We start from the raw sequence: 18,755 nt of genomic DNA on the forward strand, positions 1-18,755 counted from the left end.
GGACTCACGCGTCGAGAGAGGCAGGGGCGGAGGCGGTCGGGGAAGAGAGGCGGGATACATGGATCCCGCATTCGGTCTTGGCCTGTCCGGCCCAGCGGCCGGAGCGGGGATCGGCACCGGGCGCCACGCGCTCGGTACAGGTGTAGCAGCCGATGGACAGGAACCCGTCCTCTTCCAGCGGGTGGCGGGGCAGGGCGCGGCGCGCGAACTCCGCGTCCAGGCGCTCCCGGTCCCAGGAGGCCAGCGGGTTCAGCTTCACGCGCCCGCCGTCGGCTTCGAACAGGGGCAGGGCGGCGCGGGTGGACGCCTGGAACCGCTTGCGGCCGGTGATCCACCCGTCGAACCCGTCCAGCGCCCGGTCGAGCGGCAGCGTCTTGCGGATGTGGCAGCAGGCGTCCGCATCGCGCTGGAACAGCAGCCCGTCGGCGTCGGCCCCCGCCAGATCGGCGGCATCGGGCCGGATGGTCCGCACGTCGGTCAGCCCCAGGTGCCCCGTCAGCGTGTCGCGGTAGCGCAGGGTCTCGCCGAACATCTTGCCGGTGTCGAGGAACAGCACCGGGATCGCCGGGTCGGCCTCGGCCACCAGGGACAGCAGCACCGCGGATTCGGTGCCGAAGGACGAGACGACGGCCAGACGGCCCGGAAACACCTCGTGCGCCACGGCCCGCAGCAGGGCCGCACCGTCCAGGTGCCCATAGCGCCGCGTCAGGTCGGCGGCAGCCTCGGCGTCGAAAGAAGAGGTGTGGGACGGCGGCATGGAATCACACAATCAATTGTGTTGTATGGCGGTGTCTGAAGCGACATTAACACCACAAAAGATATGCTGCAACAGATTTACTTTTCCTACTAGTAAAATAGACATAGCATGGCAAAGAACGATGTTGATTTCTGGCGGGGTTTTCCTATAAACAACAGCAAGACATATGTTATACCTGCCGCGTTTCCGTGGGAAATGGCTGGCAACTGACGGGAGAATCGAGGCGATGGCGTTGCAGGCGATCACCGCCAACCGGCTGCGCGACGGCGTGGTGGTGTGGCGTGCCAAGGACGGTGCGTGGGTGGAGCGTCTGGAGGACGCCGCCGCGTTCGAACCGGCCGATGCGGAGCAGGAACTGGCAGCCGCCCGCCTGGACGAGCGGGAGAACCGCATCGTCGGCCTGTACGCTTTTGACGTGGTGGTTGAGAACGGCCTCCCCGTGCCTGTGAAAATCCGCGAACGGCTGCGCGGCCTCGGCCCCAGCGTCCGCACCGATCTCGGCAAGCAGGCGCCGCCGCCTGCCGCCGCCTGATACCGCGCAAAAGGTCCGCCCACCATGACGCATCACGCAACCCAGCCCACCGCCCCGGCGAACGCCCCCGCCCACGCCGGCATCTACCGCTATGACGCGGTGGACCGCCAGTTCGTCGCCGAGCGGGTGGCCCAGTTCCGCGATCAGGTGCAGCGCCGCCTGTCCGGCGTGCTGAGCGAGGAGGAGTTCCGGCCGCTGCGGCTGATGAACGGCCTCTACCTCCAGCTTCACGCCTACATGCTGCGCATCGCCATCCCCTATGGCACCCTGACGGGGCAGCAGTTGCGGGCACTGGCCGGCATCGGGCGGCGGTACGACAAGGGCTACGGCCATTTCACCACCCGCCAGAACCTGCAGTTCAACTGGATCCGCCTGGAGGACACGCCCGACATCCTGGAGGCGCTGGGGGCGGTGGACATGCACGCCATCCAGACCAGCGGCAACTGCATCCGCAACGTCACCACCGACCAGTTCGCCGGGGTGGCGGCGGACGCCGTGGCCGACCCGCGGGTCTATGCCGAAATCCTGCGGCAATGGTCCACGCTGCACCCGGAATTCACCTTCCTGCCGCGGAAATTCAAGATCGCCATCATCGCCGGCGACCACGACCGCGCGGTCATCCGCGCCCACGACGTGGGCGTGAAGGTGAAGACGAACGAGGCCGGGGCCATCGGGTTCGAGGTCTATGTGGGCGGCGGCCTGGGCCGCTCGCCGTTCCTGGGGCAGAAGACCCGCGACTGGGTGGACGAGCAGGATCTCATCGCCTATCTGGAGGCGGTCTTGCGCGTCTACAACCGTCTGGGCCGGCGCGACAACATCTACAAGGCGCGCATCAAGATCCTGCTGCACCAGACCGGGCTGGCCAAGTTCACCGAGATGGTGGAGGAGGAGTTCGCCAGCCTGCGCGGCCCCCGCTACCATCTGGATCCGGCGATCGTCGCGGAGATCCGCCGCCATTTCGCCCCCCCGCCCTATGATGATCTGGCCGAAACCGCGGTGGACGCGGTACCGGGCACGGCGTTTGCCCGCTGGCTGGAAACCAACGTGGCCGCCCACCGCCAGCCGGGTTACGCCGCCGTCACCGTGTCGCTGAAGCCGGCGGGCGGCATCCCCGGCGATGCCACCTCGGACCAGATGGAGGTGGTGGCCGATCTGGCCGACCGCTTCAGCTTCGGCGAGGTCCGCGTCACCCACGCCCAGAATCTGGTGCTGCCCCATGTGCGCCGCGCCGATCTGGCCGAGGTGTTCGCGGCCCTGGACGCCGCCGGGCTGGGGGCGGCCAACGTCGGCACCATCGCCGACATCATCGCCTGCCCCGGCCTGGATTATTGCAGCCTCGCCAACGCCCGCTCCATCCCGCTGGCGCAGGAACTCTCCCGCCGTTTCGCCGACCCCGAGCGGCAAAAGGCCATCGGCGACGTGTCGATCAAGATGAGCGGCTGCATCAACGCCTGCGGCCATCACCATGTCGCCAGCATCGGCGTGCTGGGCGTGGACAAGCACGGCAAGGAAGCCTATCAGCTCACCCTGGGCGGCGACCCCACGCTGAACGCCGCCATCGGCGACCTGCTCGGCCCGGCGATGGCCGAGGAAGAGGTGGCGGACGCGGTGGAAAAGGTGGTGGATCTGTACCTCGCCCGCCGCGAACCCGGCGAACGCTTCAACGACACCCTGGCCCGTCTGGGCCGTGCCGCCTTCAAGGAGACGGTCTATGCCGCTGGTTAAGGACGGTCAGCCCGTCGAAAACACCTGGGTCACGCTGGGCGACGGCGACGCCGTGCCCGCCGATGGCGCCATCATCGTGACGCTGGCCCGCTGGACCGCGGACAAGGACGCCCTGTCCACCCGCACCGCCCCGGTGGGGGTGGAGGTGCCGGGGACCACCCCGGCGGCGGATCTGGCCGCCGATCTGGGGCGGCTGGGGGTGATCGCCATCCGCTTCCCCATCTTCCGCGACGGGCGCGGCTTCTCGCTGGCCCGCGACCTGCGCGAACGTCACGGCTATGGGGGGGAGATCCGTGCGGTGGGGCACACGCTGCCCGACCAGTACCAGTTCCTGATCCGCTGCGGCTTTTCCACCGTGGAACCGCCCGACGGCAAGGATCCCGCCCTGTGGGCCGCGGCCTACCGCTCGATCACCGTTGCCTATCAGGCGTCGATCGGGGAGGAAACGCCCCTGGGCCTGCTGCGGCGGCGCTTCGTGGGATCGTGACGGCGGCCCCCCTATCGTAACGTGGGGTTGTTCGCCGTCATGATCGGCGTATGATCGGAATCGGCAGTTCCGCATGACGCGGGGCTGCCGGTTTTGCTTTGTCCAGGAAGGCCCTATGGCGTCTCTCGATTCGACCCTTGCCGGTGCGCGGATTTTGCTGGTGGAGGACGACCATCTGGTGGGGTTGTCCATCGCCTCGACGCTGGAGGCGTTCGGGTGCGCGGTCTTCGGCCCCGCCTATGACGCCGAGGCGGGGGTGGCTCTGGCGCTGGCCGAACCGCTGGACGCGGCCTTGCTCGACGTCAATCTCGGCGGCCACGCCACCAGCGAGACGGTGGCCGATGCCCTGCGCACCCGCGGGGTTCCCTTCGTCTTTTGCACCGGTTACGGCGATGCCGGCATTCCCTCCGGCCACGCCGGTGCGCCCACCTTGCAGAAACCGTTCGGCATGAACGACCTGATCGTGGCGCTGGGCGGTCTTCTGGCGCAACGCCGCAACGCCTGAGCCCGGCGCCCGCTCAGCGGCGGCGCAGCAGCCGGTCCCAGAACGAGCGGGAACGGAGTTCGTGTTCCTTGGCGGCCAGCCATTGGTCGGCCAGCTCGCGCACCTGCCAGTCGCCCAGAAAACGTTCGCAATCAATGGCGGTGTAGAGCCGCACCCGTTCCGGGCCAAGCCGTTCGAAATAGTCGAGCGTCCGTTGCCGGTCCGGTTCGTCCATCCACGCCCCACACTGCAGCCCGCGTCCGATCCGACCCGGCCATCCGAGTCGTGCGCGGCCCGAGTGTAGCGTCAGCCATGCATAAACCGCAATGGTTCATCCGGGATAGCGGGTTATCCGGGATAGGCCGCCCCCGGTGGAAAGGGGCGGCCCGTCCGGGTCAGGGCTTCGCCGTTTCCGGCGCGGCGGGCACGGGCGCCGGGGCCGCCGCCGGGGTGACGGGCCTGTCCGCCGCCGGCTTGCCGCCATCCTCTTCGTTCCGGCTGATTTCCACCGGCATCACCTGATGCGCTCCGCCCAGCGCCACCTCTTCGTACGAAGAGCCGCGGCGGAAGGCGTCGAGATAGGCGGTGGTGGCGTAGGAGGCCGGGTTGCGGTAGGGGCCGAACTTGAAATACTGGATCGGCAGCGGCGGGTTGGCATAGCCGATGCGGCCCGACGCCCGGGCGATCAGCTTGCCGCCGGCCCACACCTCGGCGATGCCGTAGCCCTCGGGGCTGGGGCGGAAATGGTAGATCATGTCGGTCCAGCTGTCGAACGGGTTGGGCAGGTAATCGAACCGTTCGACCACGATGTCCTTCATGCACGGCTGGTCGTTGCCGTCGGAACTGTCGGCCATGGGCGGCGGTTCGGACTGGTACGCCACCAGGATGCGGCAGGAATCGCCCGGCGTGGGGGCATCCTGTTCGACCGTGATGAAGAAGGTGCGGTTCTTGAACCGTTGGGCCATGATCGGGCTGCCGCCGCCGGCCTCCTTCCACTGGCCGATGACCAGCCGGTTGCCGTCGGTGGAGCTGACCTCCCCGCCGATGTACATGCTGAAGCCGTACCAGACGTCGGTGCCGAAGGGCAGGCGGTCCTTCTGGCGTTCCCACAGCTCGGCCCGCTCGGTGCCGTCGGGGGTATAGGGCTGGCCGGGGTCGATGCATTCCTTGGACGGCGGTACCAGTTCCAGGCTGCGCGTCAGGGGCGGGGGGAACACGGTCATGCTGCCCGCCAGCCGGCCCATGCGGTAGACCTGTCCCTGATCGGAAAAGCGGTTTTCCGGCCGCCGGCACGGGGCGAGCGTGCCCAGATAGATGTCGCCGCTCTCGAAATTCTCCATCAGCGCGATGGCCGGGGCCGGGTCGGCGTCATCGTCCGCCAGCGCCACTGTGGGTGAGAGCATTATTCCGGTAATAATCAGAAAGGTCCGTATATTCATTTGGGCCGCCCCCTACCACTTAATTGCTAGAGGGCTCATCAAAACAGGGTACTTTGAATTGCGCAAGTGCATCGCAGTCCCCAGATCGGGGTCTTGGGATAATGATGCGGTGCGGCATAAGACCTTCGGTCGGGTGCATCCCGCTTTTTGTCCCAGCCTTGGTAATCATTCATTCATGTGAATGAAATAGGCCGCCAGTCTTCTGCGGTTTTCACCCGGCGGACTTCCGCCGGGTCCAGACGGGATTTGCCACATGAACCTGAGCAACCTATCAATTTCCACCAAGATCGGCCTGATCATCCTTGTTTTGGCCGGTGCCTGCGGTGCCATCACGGTGTCGTCGGTCACGGGAATGCAGGATTTGACCAAGGCGGCACAGGACATCGACACCACGGCGGGTGAAATCCGCATCGGGGGCCGGCTGAACCGGCTGACCTTCCAGTTGAACCGCGACGAATACCGGCTCGCCACCACCCCCCAGGACGTGTCGGCCATATCCGCCGAGATGGACAACACCCGCGGTCAGCTCCGCGCCGCGCTGGAGGAGGTGCACAAGACCGCCGACCCGCGCCAGCGCGAGCTTCTCCAGGCCATCGGCCGGGCGCTGGACGCCTACAGCCGCGAAATCGACGGCACCATCGCCGCTGCCCGGCAGAATGGGGACGGCGTTTCCCTGTCCGATGCCCAAAAGGCCATCCTGGCGGAGGTGGACACCAGCCGCGCCGCGGCCCAGGCGTTGGTCGCCGCGTCCATGGCCTATGTCGCCTACACCGACGAAGAGGGCACCCGCATGGCGAAGGAGGCGGGCGAACTGGCGGATTCCCGCATGACGCTGCTGATCGCGGTGGCGGCGGGCGGCGTTCTGGCCGGCCTGCTGCTCGGGTGGGTGGTGTCGCGCTTCGGCATCGTCCGGCCCATCAACGCCATCGTCGCCTGCCTGCGGTCGCTGGCCGAGGGGAACCTGTCGGCGGAGGTGTTCGGGCGTGACCGCCGCGACGAGATCGGCGCCATCGCCGCCACGGCGGCGGTGTTCAAGGACAACCTGATCCGCACCCGCGCCATGGAGGAGGAGGCCCGCGCCGCCGATGAACGCGCCCGCGCCGAAAAGCGCCAGGCCATGCTGGACCTGGCCCGGCGGTTCGAAGGGCAGGTGGGCGGCGTGGTCAACCGCGTGGGCCAATCGGCCACCGACCTTCAGGCCACCGCCGCCCAGCTTGCCGCCGCGGTGGAGGAGGTGGGAACCCAATGCACCGCCGTCGCCGCCGCATCGGAGGAGGCCAGTTCCAACGTGCAGACCGTCGCCGCCGCGTCGGAGGAATTGTCGGCGGCGATCAACGAGCTGTCCCAGCGGGTCAGCCGCTCCGCCCAGCGGTCCAAGGCGGCGGCGGAGGGGGCGGAAACCGCCCAGCGTCAGTTGGACGTGCTGGCCGGCGCCATCGAGCAGGTGGACCAGATCGTCGCCGCCATCAACGCGGTCGCCAGCCAGACCAACCTGCTGGCGCTGAACGCCACCATCGAGGCGGCGCGGGCCGGCGAAGCGGGCAAGGGTTTTGCCGTCGTGGCGTCGGAGGTGAAAAATCTCGCCAACCAGACCCACGCCATGACCGACCAGATCGGCAGCCAGATGGCGGCGGTGAAGGACGCCTCCTCCCGCACGGTCACCGCCATGCACGCCATTCTGGCGCAGGTGGCCGACATCGACCGCTCGGCCACGGAAATGGCGGCGTCGGTGGAGCAGCAGAGTGCGGCCACCGCCGAAATCAGCCGCAACGCGCAGCAGGCCGCCACCGGCACTGCCGAGGTGTCGCGCAACGTGGTGGGCATCCAGCAGGCGGAGACCGATACCGGCCACGCCTCGGTCAACGTCAAGACCGCCGCCGACGCCCTGGCCGAACAGGCCGACACCATGAAGACCGCCGTCGCCGCCTTCCTGGCCGACATCCGCGCGGCATAGGGAACCGTAACGAACAGGAGGGAACCGTAAACGAACAAGGGCCGGCGCCCGTCACAGGCGCCGGCCCTTCGGGTCATGCCCGGACAGGCCCGGTCAGTCGCCGAACACGCGGCGGAACACCGTGTCCACATGCTTGGTGTGGTAGCTCATGTCGAACATCGGGGCCAGCGTCTCGCGGGCGATGTGCTTGGTCACCGACTCGTCCGCCGACAGCTTGTCCAGCAGGTGGCCGCCCTCGTGCCACACCTGCATGGCGTTGGTCTGCACGGCGCGGTAGGCGTCCTCGCGGCTCATGCCGGCCTGGGTCAGCGCCAGCAGCACCCGCTGGGAGAACACCAGACCGCCCAGATCGTTCAGGTTCCTGTCCATGCGGTCGGGATAGACCACCAGCTTGTCCATCATGCCGGTCAGGCGCACCAGGGCGAAATCCAGCGTGACGGTGGCGTCGGGGCCGATCATGCGCTCGACCGACGAGTGGGAGATGTCGCGCTCGTGCCACAGGGCGACATTCTCCAGCGCCGGCACCACCGCCGCCCGCACGATGCGCGCCAGACCCGTCAGGTTCTCCGACAGGACCGGGTTGCGCTTGTGCGGCATGGCCGACGAGCCCTTCTGGCCGGGGTGGAAGTATTCCTCGGCCTCGCGCACCTCGGTGCGCTGCAGGTGGCGGATCTCCACCGACAGGTTTTCCACCGACGAGGCGATGACGCCCAGCACCGAGAAGAAGAAGGCGTGGCGGTCGCGCGGGATCACCTGGGTGGACACCGGTTCCACCGACAGCCCCAGCTTTTCCGCCACATGGCGTTCCACGAACGGGTCGATGTTGGCGAAAGTGCCGACGGCCCCGGAAATGGCGCAGGTGGCGATGTCGTCACGGGCGGCCACCAGACGCGCGCGGGCGCGTTCGAACGCGGCGTAGTGCCCGGCCAGCTTCAGCCCGAAGGTGGTGGGTTCGGCGTGGATGCCGTGGCTGCGGCCGATGCACACCGTGTCCTTGTGCTCGTACGCCCGGCGCTTCAGCGTGGCCAGCAGGGCGTCGAGATCCTCCAGCAGCAGGTCGGCGGCCTGCTTCAGCTGCACCGCCAGACAGGTGTCGAGCACGTCGGAGGAGGTCATGCCCTGGTGCACGAACCGCGCCTCCGGCCCGACATATTCGGCCAGATTGGTCAGGAAGGCGATGACGTCGTGGCGGGTTTCCCGCTCGATGGCGTCGATGCGCTCGATCTCCCACTGGCCGCGTTCCCACACGGCCTTGGCAGCGTCCTTGGGGATCACCCCCAGCTCGGCCTGGGCGTCGCAGGCATGGGCCTCGATCTCGAACCAGATGCGGAACTTGTTTTCCGGTTCCCAGATCCGCGCCATTTCCTGGCGGGTGTAGCGGGGGATCATAACTGTCTCCTCGATGCGGTGCGCCACAGGCTCCCAGGGGCCGCGCGGCGCCATGGATTCCGGCGGTTTCCCTGCGTTGAGGCGCAAAATCAGACCGACGGGTGCCGCTGTCAAGACGCTTGGCGTTCCGGCGGTGGCGGGCCGGCGGACCGTCCCCGTCCCAGCCCTGCGCCGCCCGCAACGCTTACCATCCTTAGCGCGAAAATCTGCATGATTGACACACGGATAGCGTTTGACAGCGGAGGTGGTCACGCCATACTGACGGAAGTCACGCAAGTAACAATCATAGGATGCTATTGAATATTACGGTATGGTTTGCTGGCGTGACGGTCAATCAACTGTGAAACATAAGACAACAAATGCTGAATCCTCAGCCGTGATGATGGAAAGAGGGAAGACATGCTCCGCACCAAATTCATCGCCTTATCTGCCTTATCCCTGATGGCCATGGCCGCCCCGGCCCATGCGCAGAAGATCACCGCGTACGTAACGGATAACTCCAGCAGCTCGATCACCCGCCAGGATTATAGCTGCACCTCGGCCACCTGCTCGCCGATCCCGCCGTCGTCGATCAGTGCCTATTCCACATCCTCGGCGTTCGGCGCCATCCCGACCGGCACCGGCACCACCGCCTATATGCGCGTGACCTACGGCACTTCAGCCCACCAGTGCCGGTTCATCGTCCAGACCAACAAGATCAATGGTGTGTGCTCCTCGCCGATTACGAGCGCCTTTGCCTACAACGGTACGCCGACATGCTCGGTGGTTCAATATCAGCAGGCTGCAAATTGTGACCTTGCCATCCTCTTGGAATATAAGAAGTAAGCAGGGTTATGCCGGCGTCACTATGCTTGTACAAGCAGATTGGCGCCGGCCTTCGTAAAGCAGGAGGTATCATGAGCACATCGATACAATCCGATGCCCTGATATCAAGCAACAGATATCAGCGTAATTCCTTGTCAAAACCGGCAAGCTCTTCTTCGATTTTTTCTTCTGCGTCAGCGGACGCCGCTGGAAATGGGAGCCAGGCCGCAACGATTCTAACGTTGTCATCCCAGGCACAGAGTGCCATGGCAGCCTTCCAGGCAACACAAAAAGACACGAAAAGCCAGGGCAGCGAAGGGCATAAGGACAGCACAAATTTTTCTTTGTCCACGGACCATGATTTGCTGAATGCTCTTCGTGATCCATCAAACAAGGAAATTCTCAATGGAATTCGCAATGGTGTCCTATCAAAAGATGTTGCCTCGTTCGATGAGGCTGTCAAGAATGGAACGCTGAATATCAATAGGGCGGAAAACGTTCCTGGACTGAATTTCAAGAACACCATAACGAAAGTACCTGGCGCCGAAGGTGGAATGGGCGAGACGGCAACAATGAGCAGCAGCCGTTTGCCGGAAATGGATGATCCTAATTATAGGGGTGTGCTTGGGTGGCATAGAGATTTTGGAAGCTACTATATTACGTGGTGATGGTGAGCGTGCAGTCCATGTGACGGGGAAGAATGACGATGAGCACGTCGGTTTCATCGAACGTTTTGGATGCGGCGGGCCGGACCCGTGCCGGCAGCCTGTTGAAATCGGCACAGACGGCCTCCACCACGGGGACCGCCGGCCAGCCGGCAACGATTCCAACGCTGTCCCCACAGGCGCAGGCGGCGATGAGCGTGTTCCAGGCGGCATCGGGCGACGGCAAGGCGGCCACCGCCACCAGCGGAAAGGCCACCAAGGACATTCTGCCCACCGATCGCGCGTTGCTCGATCAGTTGCGTGATCCGGCTTACAAGGGGACGCTGGATGCCATGAGGAAAGGCGTGCCCAGCGAACAGCTCGCCTCCTTCGATGCCGCTCTTGCCGATGGGACGCTGAACATCCAGCGGGCGGAAAATGTCCCCGGCCTGAATTACAAGAAAACGGACATCGCTGCGAAGGCCCCGACGGGGGCAAAGGCGGCATAACCATCTTCGCCAGCAGCCGCCTGCCTGAAATGGATGACCCCAATTACCGCGGCTTCATCGGGTGGGACGCCGATTTCGGCAGCTTCTACGTCACATGGTGATGCCTCCCGGCCCGCCCCCGCGTCAGTTCAGCCCCTTCACCCCGGCCAGGAAGCCGGTGATCTGGTCCAGGGTTTCGTCGGCGGTGCGGGCCAGGGTGGCGGCGGCGTTGCCCATGCGGCGGGCGGCGGCGGCGGCGTTGCCGGCGGCCTCGTCCAGCGTTTCCACGCCCTGGCTCACCTCGGCGGTTTCGGCCGCCACGCGCTGAAGATCGGCGGTGATGGATTGGGTGGTGTCACCCTGGATGCGCACGCTGCCGGCCACCCGCTCGGCGATGCCGTTGATGCGCATCACCGTGTCGCCGGTGGCGCGGATGGCATCCACCGCGGCGTTGCTGATGGATTGGATGCGGGTGATGTGGGCCGCCACCTCCTGCGATGCCCGGGCGGTCTGTTCGGCCAGCACCTTCACCTCGGTGGCGACGACGGCGAATCCCTTGCCGGCCTCGCCCGCCCGCTGGGCCTCGATGGCGGCGTTCAGCGCCAGCAGGTTGGTCTGGCGGGCGATCACGGCGATCATCCCCATGATCTCCCCCACCCGCTGGGAGGCTTCGGCCATCGACCCCATGGTCTCGTTGGTGCGGGCCAGTTCGGCCACCGACTCTTGCGCGATGGCCGAGGCCGCCGCCACCTCGCGGTTCACCGCGGCGATGGTGGTGGACAACTGGGCCGCGGCGTCGGACACGTGGCGCACGCCCCCCGCCACCGCCCGCACGCCGCCGGCCACGGCGGACGCCTGCTCGCGGGTGATGTCCACCTGCGCGCAGGCGTCCGCCGACTGGCCGGTCAACGCCGCCACCGCCTGACGGGAATCGTCCATGATCCCCGACACCTGCCGTTCGAAACCATAGGCCAGATGCTCCAGCGCCTCGCGCCGGCGGGTCTGCCGCTCGGTTTCCTGGGCGGTGCTGCGGTGGTTGGCGTGCAGGTCGTCCACCAGCCGGGCGTTCTGGTATTTCAGCCCCAGCGTGCGGTTCAGCTGCTCGTCGGTCTGGCGCATCAGCCGCACGAACACCAGGGCGATCAGCACCAGCGCCACCGTCACCGCGACGGATCCGGCCCGCCCGTCGGCCACCGTCAGCGCCCGGTGCAGGAACACCAGGATCATTGCCGCCATGATGACCGGCACGAACAGAAAGAACGCCCGCCGGTACACCGACAAGGAGATGGTGCCGGCGCAGCACAGCAGCGTGTACAGGAACGACAGCACCATCAGACCGTCCAGCCCCGCCGAGGCGCCGAACAACGGCACCCCCGCCACCCACATCACCGCGGCCAGCAGCGTGCCGGCCAGGGTGTGGCGGTGGGCGGCCTCCAGCCCCTCCCGGCTGTCCTCCGCCGCCATGCCCCGCCGCACCACGGCAAAGCGGTACAGCGTGACCGCCAGTGTCAGCACCGTCCACACCAGTTGCACCAGCGCGTCGGTCTGCCCCCAAAAGGCGGCGGTGACCAGAACCACCGCCCCGATGGTGGGGCCTGTGGTGTTGCCCACGCTCTTCAGCAGCAGCCGTTTGCGGTCCCGGTCGATGTCGGCGGCGAAGGGCGGCACGGAGGATGCCGGGGCTGCGGACGTCATCTGTCCCAAACCTCCGGCAAAGCCGTCATGATGTTGCGCGAAGGACATCGCTTTCATCCCTGATGCTGTTTTTAATTGACGTAAACGTCAATCAATTTCCCCATACAGGACTCACCGCGCGCAGGGCAAGCCGTCCGAAAGACGTATGATTAAGTGTATGAGCGGGCCGGGGCTCATCGCTGCGGCGCAGCAATGAAAAATCAAATCCGACGGAGGTACAGGTTACATTTTAAGGAGAGTCTCGTTATTTTATCCCTGTAATTATAAAAAGCAGGCTCTGCCCTGCCTGAGGGGACAAAAAGAACAACCGTCGCTAGCGGGAGGAAATCACATGCGCGCCCTTGCCGGGGGTGAAGACACCCTGACCTCGGTCCTGTCCGCGTTACCGCCCATCACCGGGGCGGTGCGGCTCTTGGATATTCTGGAGGGAACGCCGATCCCGACGTTCGTGATCGACTGCAACCACCGGGTTACCCATTGGAACCGGGCATGCGAGGCGATCATCGGCATCAGCGCCGCCGAGATGGTCGGCACCAACCGCCAATGGCAGGCATTCTACCCCGAACCCCGGCCGGTGATGGCCGACCTGATCGTGGACGGCATCACCGACGAGATGGTGGCCCGGCTCTACACCGGCCGCTGGCGGCAATCGCCCCTCATTCCCGGGGGATACGAGGCGGAGGGGTATTTCGAGCATTTTCCCGGCGGTGCCCGCTGGCTGTCGTTCACCGCCGCCCCGCTGTTCGACGCCGACGGCGCGCTGATCGGCGCCATCGAGACGCTTCAGGACATTTCCGCCAGCAAGGAAGCGGAACTGCGCCAGCGCGAGCACGCCGCCGAACGCACCCTGGCCCAGATCGTGGAGAACAGCCCCGTCCCCACCTTCGTCATCGACGCCGACCACCGCATCATCCATTGGAACCACGCGTGCGAACGGGTGACCGGGCACGCGGCGGAAACGCTGGTGGGCACGCGGCGGGCGTGGCGGGGGTTCTACGACCACGAACGCCCGGTGCTGGCCGATCTGGTGCTGGACGGGGCGGGGGAGGGGGAGATCGCCCGCCATTACCCCCGCACCTTCCACCGCTCGGCGGTGATCGACGGGGGGTACGAGGCGGAGGACTTCTTCCCCCTGTGCCCCGGCGGCGGGCGCTGGCTGTCGTTCACCGCCGCCCCCCTGCGCGACACCGAAGGCACCGTGATCGGCGCCATCGAGACCATGCAGGACATCACCGAACGCCGCCGGGCGGAAGAGGCGATGCGGCTGTACAAGCGGGCGGTGGAATCCACCAACAACGGCATCATCATCACCGACGCCAACGCCGCCGACCACCCGGTGGTCTACGCCAACCCGGCGTTCGAGCGCATGACCGGGTATCCGGCGCTGGAAACGCTGGGCCGCAACCCACGCTTCCTGCTGGGCGGCGACCGCGAACAGATGGAGCTTGAGGGGGTCAAGGCGGCCCTGCGCCAGCGCCGTGCCGGCAGCGGCATCCTGCGCAACTACCGCAAGGACGGCACGCTGTTCTGGAACGAACTCTACCTTTCCCCCGTCCGCGGCGAACAGGGGGAGGTCACCCACTTCGTCAGCGTGATGACCGACATCACCGACCGCAAGCGGTACGAGGAGGAACTGGAGCACCAGGCCAACCACGACGCCCTGACCGGGCTGGCCAACCGCAACCTGCTGACCGACCGGCTGAACCACGCGCTGGCCTGCGCCCAGCGTTACAGCGGGTCGCTGGCGGTGCTGTTCATCGACCTGGACAACTTCAAGACCATCAACGACACGCTGGGCCACGCGGCGGGAGACCAGCTTGTCCAGCACGCGGCCCAGCGGCTGGTCCATTGCCTGCGCGACGTGGACACGGTGGCGCGGCTGGGCGGCGACGAATTCGTCGCCGTGATCCACGACCCGGTGGAAGAGGGCGACGTGATCCAGGTCATGCGCCGCATCAACGAAACCATGGCCCGCCCGTTCCGGCTGGACGCGGCGGAACTGCACGTCACCTGCTCCATCGGTGCCGCCCTCTACCCCCGCGACGGGGCGGACGCCGGCACGCTGCTCCAGCACGCCGACGCTGCCATGTACCGCGCCAAGGAACTGGGCCGCGGCACCTTCCAGTTCTTCACGCGCGAGATCAACGAGCGGGTCAGCGAACGGCTGGCCATCGAACGCGAACTCTACGGGGCCATCGCCCGCAACGAAATGGCGGTGCATTACCAGCCGCAGCTGTGCGTGAAGACCGGCGCCATCGTCGGCGCGGAGGCCCTGCTGCGCTGGACCAACCCGCGGCTCGGCTCCATCTCGCCGGCCAAGTTCATTCCGGTGGCCGAGGACAGCGGCCTCATCCTCACCATCGGGCGCTGGGTGCTGGAAACCGCGTGCCGCGACGGGCGGCGGTGGAGTGCCGCCGGGTGGCGCGATGCCCGGCTGTCGGTCAACCTGTCGGCCCGCCAGTTCCGCCAGAGCGACCTGTACCAGAGCATCGACACCCTGATCCGCTCGGCCGGCGCGGCGGGGGAGGAGAGCGGGGTCGGTGCGCTGATCCTGGAGCTGGAACTGACCGAAAGCATGGTGATGCAGAACCCCGAATCCGCCGTCGCCACCATGCAGGCCCTGAAGGGCATCGGGCTGCGGCTGGCGCTGGACGATTTCGGCACCGGCTATTCCAGCCTCAGCCACCTGCGCCACTTCCCGCTGGACATCCTGAAGGTGGACCAGTCCTTCGTCCGCGACATCACCGCGCACGCCGATGGCGAGGCGCTGGCCGCCGCCGTCATCTCCATCGGCCACGCCCTGGGCAAGAAGGTGGTGGCCGAGGGGGTGGAGACGCCGGAACAGCTCGATTTCCTGCGCACCCATGGCTGTGACGAATACCAGGGGTGGCTGTTCAGCCCGGCGGTGACGTCGGACCGATTCCTTGAACTGCTGCGGCAGAAGGGACAACTTACGGCAGATGGCCCGGAGCCGGGCTGACAGAAAGATGTGTGACAGAATGACGGACGGTGCCCATCGGCCTTGAAACGGCTTTACCGCTGCGGGTTAATACGCGGTCGGCGTGGCCATCTTTGTGGGTATGAGAAAAGGCCGATACCGGGAGAGCATCGTTTGAGCACGTCCGTTCCGTCACCGCCCGCTGCCGGGGCGCGCTCACCGGATGAGGCGCGTTTCTACCGGCTGCAGTTCCTGGGCTTCGTGCTGCTGGTATCGCTGCTGGTGCTGGCGCTGGGTTCCTATTTCATCACCCAGCACATCCGCGATTTCGAACGCGACCAGCAGGCATCCGACGCCCGGTTCCAGGCCGAGCAGGAGCGTATCCTGAAGCGGGAGGTGGACAACGCCGCCGATTACCTGCGTTTCGTCCGTTCCCGCACCGACGAGGTGCTGCGCCAGCAACTGCGCGATCAGGTGGACATGGCGTTCCAGGTGGTGGAATCCATCTACCGCCGTGACCGCGAGCATCATACCACCCAGCAGGTCAAGCACGCGATCATCGAGACGCTGCGCGACATCCGGTTCTTCGACGGGCGGGGCTATTTCTTCGTGGACGGGCTGGACGGCACCTGTTTGCTGCTGCCGACCGACCCGGAACGGGAAGGCTCGTCGCTGATGGACAACCGCGACGACCAGGGCACCTACATCATGCGGTCCCTGATCCAGTCGGTGGAGGCGCCGGAGAAGGAGGGGTACAGCCGTTACCGCTGGTATTCCCCCCTGGACCACAGCCGCATGGCGGAAAAGGTGGCTTTTGCCCGGTTGTTCGAGCCTTATGGCTGGATCATCGGCACCGGCGAATACACGGTGGTGATCGAACAGGCGCTGCAGCGTGAAGCCCTGGACCGGATGCGTGCCGTGCGGTTCGGGGAAAACGGCTATCTGGCCGTGCTGGGCAGCGACGGGCGGGTTCTGGTCTCGCCCACCGCCCCGGCGTCGGAGGGGCGCTCCCTGACTGAGATCGGGTCGGCCCCCGAACGCGCGGTGGTGCAGTCCATCATCAAGACCGCCGGGGCCGGCGGCGGGCTGATCCGCTATGACTGGCCCAAGCCGGGCAACACCCTTGCCACGCCCAAGCTGTCCTATGTCTCTCCCCCCAACGAATGGGGCTGGATCGTGGTCGCCGGCATCTACCTGGACGAAATGGCCGAGGGCATGGCCAAGCGGCAGGCGGAACTGCAGGCCAGCGTGCGCACCCGCATCATCACCACCGTGACCATCCTGGTGGCGGCGCTGGGGGCCGCCAGCCTGCTGTCGTGGCTGCTGATCCGGGGAATGCGGCGGATCGTCGGCGGCTACCGCACCGATGTCAGCCGCCGCGACCTGATGCTGCGCGAACGGGGGCGGGAGCTGTATCTGGCCAATTTCTTCGTGGATCACGTTTCGGAGCTGGTGATCCTGGCCGACGCCGAACGCCGCATCACCTATGTCAACCCGTTCGGGTGCGAGGTGCTGGGGGCACCGGTGGACACGCTGGTGGGGCAGCCGGCGGCGCTGCTCGATCCCTTCCGTCCCGATATGGACGCCGAGGCCGATGCCCGGTTCGAAACGCCGTTCACCACCGCCGGTGGCCGCACCTTGACGCTGGAGGTCACTGCCAGCGCCGTGCAGTACGAGGGCCAGCAATATTATTGCGCCATCGCCCGCGACGTGACGGCCCGGCGGCAGGTGGAATGGCAGCTCAGCCTGTCGGCAAAGGTGTTCGACAACGCGTCGGAAGGGATGATCATCACCGACGCCCAGAACCGCATCGTCGCGGTCAACGACGCCTTTTCCGACATCACCGGCTACACCCGCACCGACGTCCTGGGCAAGGATCCGCGCATCCTGGCCTCCGGCCGCCATGGGGCGGAGTTCTACGGCGCCCTGTGGGCCGATCTGAAAGCCGCCGGCCATTGGACCGGGGAAATCTGGAACAAGCGCAAGAACGGGGAGCTGTTCCCCGAGTGGCTCAGCATCCAGCTTGTCCGCAACGGGCAGGGAGAGGTGGTGAACCACATCGCCGCCTTCACCGACATCTCCGAAACCCGCGAGCAGCAGGAGCGCATCCGTCATCTGGCCCAGTACGATTTCCTGACCGATCTGCCCAACCGTTTCCTGCTGCGCGACCGGCTGGAGCGGGCGATCCTGTCCGCCCAGCGGTCGGGGCGCAAGGTGGCGGTGATGTTCCTGGATCTGGACCGGTTCAAGACCATCAACGATTCCCTGGGTCACGTGGTGGGCGATTCGCTGCTGCAGGCGGTGGCCCAGCGGCTGACCGCCAGCGTGCGGGCCAGCGATACCGTCAGCCGCCAGGGCGGTGACGAATTCGTGGTCCTGGTCACCGACATGGAGCGGGCGGAAGCGGCGGCGGGCGTGGCGGCCAACCTGCTGTCGTCCCTGTCCACCCCGTACCATCTGGACGGGCATGAGCTGCTGATCACCCCGTCCATCGGCATCGCCGTCTATCCCGACGATGGCACCGGCATCGACGCGCTGCTGAAGAACGCCGACATGGCCATGTACGCCGCCAAGGAGGGGGGCCGGGCCACATATCGTTTCTTCACGCCCGAACTGAACCAGCGGGCCACCGAACGGCTGTGGGTGGAAAACAACCTGCGCCGCGCCATCGAACGGGGGGAAATGGAGCTGCATTTCCAGCCGCAGCTCTCCATGGACGGCACCCGTCTGCTGGGGTGCGAGGCGCTGGTCCGGTGGCGCCAGCCCGATGGACGGCTGATTCCGCCGGGGCAGTTCATCCCGGTGGCGGAGGAAACCGGCCTGATCGTGGCGTTGGGCGATTGGGTGCTGGAAGAGGCGTGCCGGGCGGCGGCGTCCCTGCGCCAGCGGCTGGGGCCGCTGATCATGGCGGTCAACCTGTCGGCGGTGCAGCTTCACCGCGCCGACATCGGGCGGCGGGTGGAGGAGCTTCTGAAACGCTACGGCCTGCCCCCCGGTGCGCTGGAGTTGGAGGTGACGGAAAGCGTGCTGATGGACGACGCGGACGAGGTGGTGCGGGCCCTGGAACGGTTCCGCGCTATCGGCGTGCCGCTGGCCATCGACGATTTCGGCACCGGCTATTCCTCGCTCAGCTACCTGAAGCGGTTCCATGCCGACAAGCTGAAGATCGACCGCAGTTTCGTGCAGGGGCTGGGCTGCGGCGGGGACAGCGCCGCCATCGCCGAAGCGATCGTCGCCATGGCCCACAGCCTGGGTATGGACACCCTGGCCGAGGGGGTGGAGACCGAGGAGCAGCGCGCGCACCTGCATCGTCTGGGATGCGGGCAGGTGCAGGGGTTCCTTTTCGGGCGGCCCATGCCCTATGACGCCTTCGTCACTGCCATGGCGGGACGGCCGGTGGGCATGGCGGCGTGATGGAT

15 protein-coding genes are annotated in these 18,755 nt (G+C 66.5%); 10 read left to right on the plus strand and 5 right to left on the minus strand.

Features of this window, described 5'->3' with window-relative positions:
* Window positions 1-4: 4 nt before the first annotated feature.
* The gene (locus tag M2352_RS07250) at window positions 5-757 is read right to left on the minus strand and encodes a phosphoadenylyl-sulfate reductase (protein WP_264663822.1); all 753 of its coding nucleotides are present in this window, start codon (window positions 755-757) and stop codon (window positions 5-7) included.
* 226 nt (window positions 758-983) lie between these two features.
* Between M2352_RS07250 and M2352_RS07255 the strand changes: the two genes are divergently transcribed.
* From M2352_RS07255 to M2352_RS07270, 4 genes are all read left to right on the plus strand, one after another.
* Window positions 984-1,289: a DUF2849 domain-containing protein gene (locus tag M2352_RS07255; RefSeq protein ID WP_264663823.1), complete on the plus strand. Its 306-nt coding sequence runs from the start codon at window positions 984-986 to the stop codon at window positions 1,287-1,289.
* A gap of 24 nt (window positions 1,290-1,313) precedes the next feature.
* Complete coding sequence (locus tag M2352_RS07260) at window positions 1,314-3,014, plus strand: nitrite/sulfite reductase (protein WP_264663824.1); 1,701 nt, start codon at window positions 1,314-1,316, stop codon at window positions 3,012-3,014.
* Window positions 3,001-3,501, plus strand: coding sequence for a DUF934 domain-containing protein (locus tag M2352_RS07265; protein ID WP_264663825.1), 501 nt, complete (start codon window positions 3,001-3,003; stop codon window positions 3,499-3,501). The genes M2352_RS07260 and M2352_RS07265 overlap by 14 nt, the downstream gene beginning before the upstream one ends.
* Before the next feature lie 115 nt (window positions 3,502-3,616).
* Window positions 3,617-4,006, plus strand: coding sequence for a response regulator (locus M2352_RS07270; RefSeq protein WP_264663826.1), 390 nt, complete (start codon window positions 3,617-3,619; stop codon window positions 4,004-4,006).
* A 13-nt stretch (window positions 4,007-4,019) separates the two neighbouring features.
* On the opposite strand, the gene M2352_RS07275 is transcribed toward M2352_RS07270, so the two are convergent.
* Both M2352_RS07275 and M2352_RS07280 read right to left on the minus strand, forming a co-directional pair.
* Window positions 4,020-4,220 (minus strand): hypothetical protein, encoded by a 201-nt coding sequence (locus tag M2352_RS07275; protein ID WP_264663827.1) that lies wholly within the window; start codon window positions 4,218-4,220, stop codon window positions 4,020-4,022.
* A 160-nt stretch (window positions 4,221-4,380) separates the two neighbouring features.
* Window positions 4,381-5,388, minus strand: coding sequence for a polysaccharide lyase (locus M2352_RS07280; RefSeq protein WP_264663828.1), 1,008 nt, complete (start codon window positions 5,386-5,388; stop codon window positions 4,381-4,383).
* Between the two features lie 289 nt (window positions 5,389-5,677).
* Between M2352_RS07280 and M2352_RS07285 the strand changes: the two genes are divergently transcribed.
* On the plus strand, window positions 5,678-7,378 hold the full coding sequence (locus M2352_RS07285) for a methyl-accepting chemotaxis protein (RefSeq protein WP_264663829.1): 1,701 nt from the start codon (window positions 5,678-5,680) through the stop codon (window positions 7,376-7,378).
* Between the two features lie 93 nt (window positions 7,379-7,471).
* Here M2352_RS07285 and purB read toward each other — a convergent pair whose 3' ends face one another.
* Window positions 7,472-8,767, minus strand: a complete 1,296-nt coding sequence (gene purB, locus M2352_RS07290; protein ID WP_264663830.1) for an adenylosuccinate lyase — start codon at window positions 8,765-8,767, stop codon at window positions 7,472-7,474.
* Between the two features lie 399 nt (window positions 8,768-9,166).
* Here purB and M2352_RS07295 point away from each other — a divergent pair, with 399 nt between their 5' ends.
* The 3 genes from M2352_RS07295 to M2352_RS07305 all read left to right on the plus strand — a co-directional run bounded on the left by M2352_RS07295 (window position 9,167) and on the right by M2352_RS07305 (window position 10,724).
* Window positions 9,167-9,592, plus strand: coding sequence for a hypothetical protein (locus M2352_RS07295; protein WP_264663831.1), 426 nt, complete (start codon window positions 9,167-9,169; stop codon window positions 9,590-9,592).
* 71 nt (window positions 9,593-9,663) lie between these two features.
* Complete coding sequence (locus tag M2352_RS07300) at window positions 9,664-10,239, plus strand: hypothetical protein (RefSeq protein WP_264663832.1); 576 nt, start codon at window positions 9,664-9,666, stop codon at window positions 10,237-10,239.
* Window positions 10,240-10,277: 38 nt separating this feature from the next.
* Complete coding sequence (locus tag M2352_RS07305; RefSeq protein ID WP_264663833.1) at window positions 10,278-10,724, plus strand: hypothetical protein; 447 nt, start codon at window positions 10,278-10,280, stop codon at window positions 10,722-10,724.
* Window positions 10,725-10,847: 123 nt separating this feature from the next.
* On the opposite strand, the gene M2352_RS07310 is transcribed toward M2352_RS07305, so the two are convergent.
* Window positions 10,848-12,398: a methyl-accepting chemotaxis protein gene (locus M2352_RS07310; protein ID WP_264663834.1), complete on the minus strand. Its 1,551-nt coding sequence runs from the start codon at window positions 12,396-12,398 to the stop codon at window positions 10,848-10,850.
* Window positions 12,399-12,729: 331 nt separating this feature from the next.
* On the opposite strand from M2352_RS07310, the gene M2352_RS07315 reads away from it, so the two are divergent.
* On the plus strand, window positions 12,730-15,378 hold the full coding sequence (locus M2352_RS07315) for a sensor domain-containing protein (RefSeq protein WP_264663835.1): 2,649 nt from the start codon (window positions 12,730-12,732) through the stop codon (window positions 15,376-15,378).
* A 132-nt stretch (window positions 15,379-15,510) separates the two neighbouring features.
* Window positions 15,511-18,750 (plus strand): bifunctional diguanylate cyclase/phosphodiesterase, encoded by a 3,240-nt coding sequence (locus M2352_RS07320; protein ID WP_264663836.1) that lies wholly within the window; start codon window positions 15,511-15,513, stop codon window positions 18,748-18,750.
* Window positions 18,751-18,755 lie beyond the last annotated feature (5 nt).

The sequence above is a fragment of the Azospirillum fermentarium genome (assembly GCF_025961205.1).
In the GTDB taxonomy this organism is placed as follows: Bacteria; Pseudomonadota; Alphaproteobacteria; order Azospirillales; family Azospirillaceae; genus Azospirillum; species Azospirillum fermentarium.

Bases quoted from the DNA above. Each gene is read 5' to 3' on its own strand.
- purB (WP_264663830.1), bottom strand. From the start codon at position 8,767: ATGATCCCCCGCTACACCCGCCAGGAAATGGCGCGGATCTGGGAACCG.
- M2352_RS07250 (WP_264663822.1), bottom strand. From the start codon at position 757: ATGCCGCCGTCCCACACCTCTTCTTTCGACGCCGAGGCTGCCGCCGAC.
- M2352_RS07280 (WP_264663828.1), bottom strand. From the start codon at position 5,388: ATGCTCTCACCCACAGTGGCGCTGGCGGACGATGACGCCGACCCGGCC.
- M2352_RS07285 (WP_264663829.1), top strand. From the start codon at position 5,678: ATGAACCTGAGCAACCTATCAATTTCCACCAAGATCGGCCTGATCATC.
- M2352_RS07305 (WP_264663833.1), top strand. From the start codon at position 10,278: ATGAGCACGTCGGTTTCATCGAACGTTTTGGATGCGGCGGGCCGGACC.
- M2352_RS07270 (WP_264663826.1), top strand. From the start codon at position 3,617: ATGGCGTCTCTCGATTCGACCCTTGCCGGTGCGCGGATTTTGCTGGTG.
- M2352_RS07300 (WP_264663832.1), top strand. From the start codon at position 9,664: ATGAGCACATCGATACAATCCGATGCCCTGATATCAAGCAACAGATAT.
- M2352_RS07315 (WP_264663835.1), top strand. From the start codon at position 12,730: ATGCGCGCCCTTGCCGGGGGTGAAGACACCCTGACCTCGGTCCTGTCC.
- M2352_RS07260 (WP_264663824.1), top strand. From the start codon at position 1,314: ATGACGCATCACGCAACCCAGCCCACCGCCCCGGCGAACGCCCCCGCC.
- M2352_RS07255 (WP_264663823.1), top strand. From the start codon at position 984: ATGGCGTTGCAGGCGATCACCGCCAACCGGCTGCGCGACGGCGTGGTG.
- M2352_RS07310 (WP_264663834.1), bottom strand. From the start codon at position 12,398: ATGACGTCCGCAGCCCCGGCATCCTCCGTGCCGCCCTTCGCCGCCGAC.
- M2352_RS07275 (WP_264663827.1), bottom strand. From the start codon at position 4,220: ATGGACGAACCGGACCGGCAACGGACGCTCGACTATTTCGAACGGCTT.
- M2352_RS07295 (WP_264663831.1), top strand. From the start codon at position 9,167: ATGCTCCGCACCAAATTCATCGCCTTATCTGCCTTATCCCTGATGGCC.
- M2352_RS07265 (WP_264663825.1), top strand. From the start codon at position 3,001: ATGCCGCTGGTTAAGGACGGTCAGCCCGTCGAAAACACCTGGGTCACG.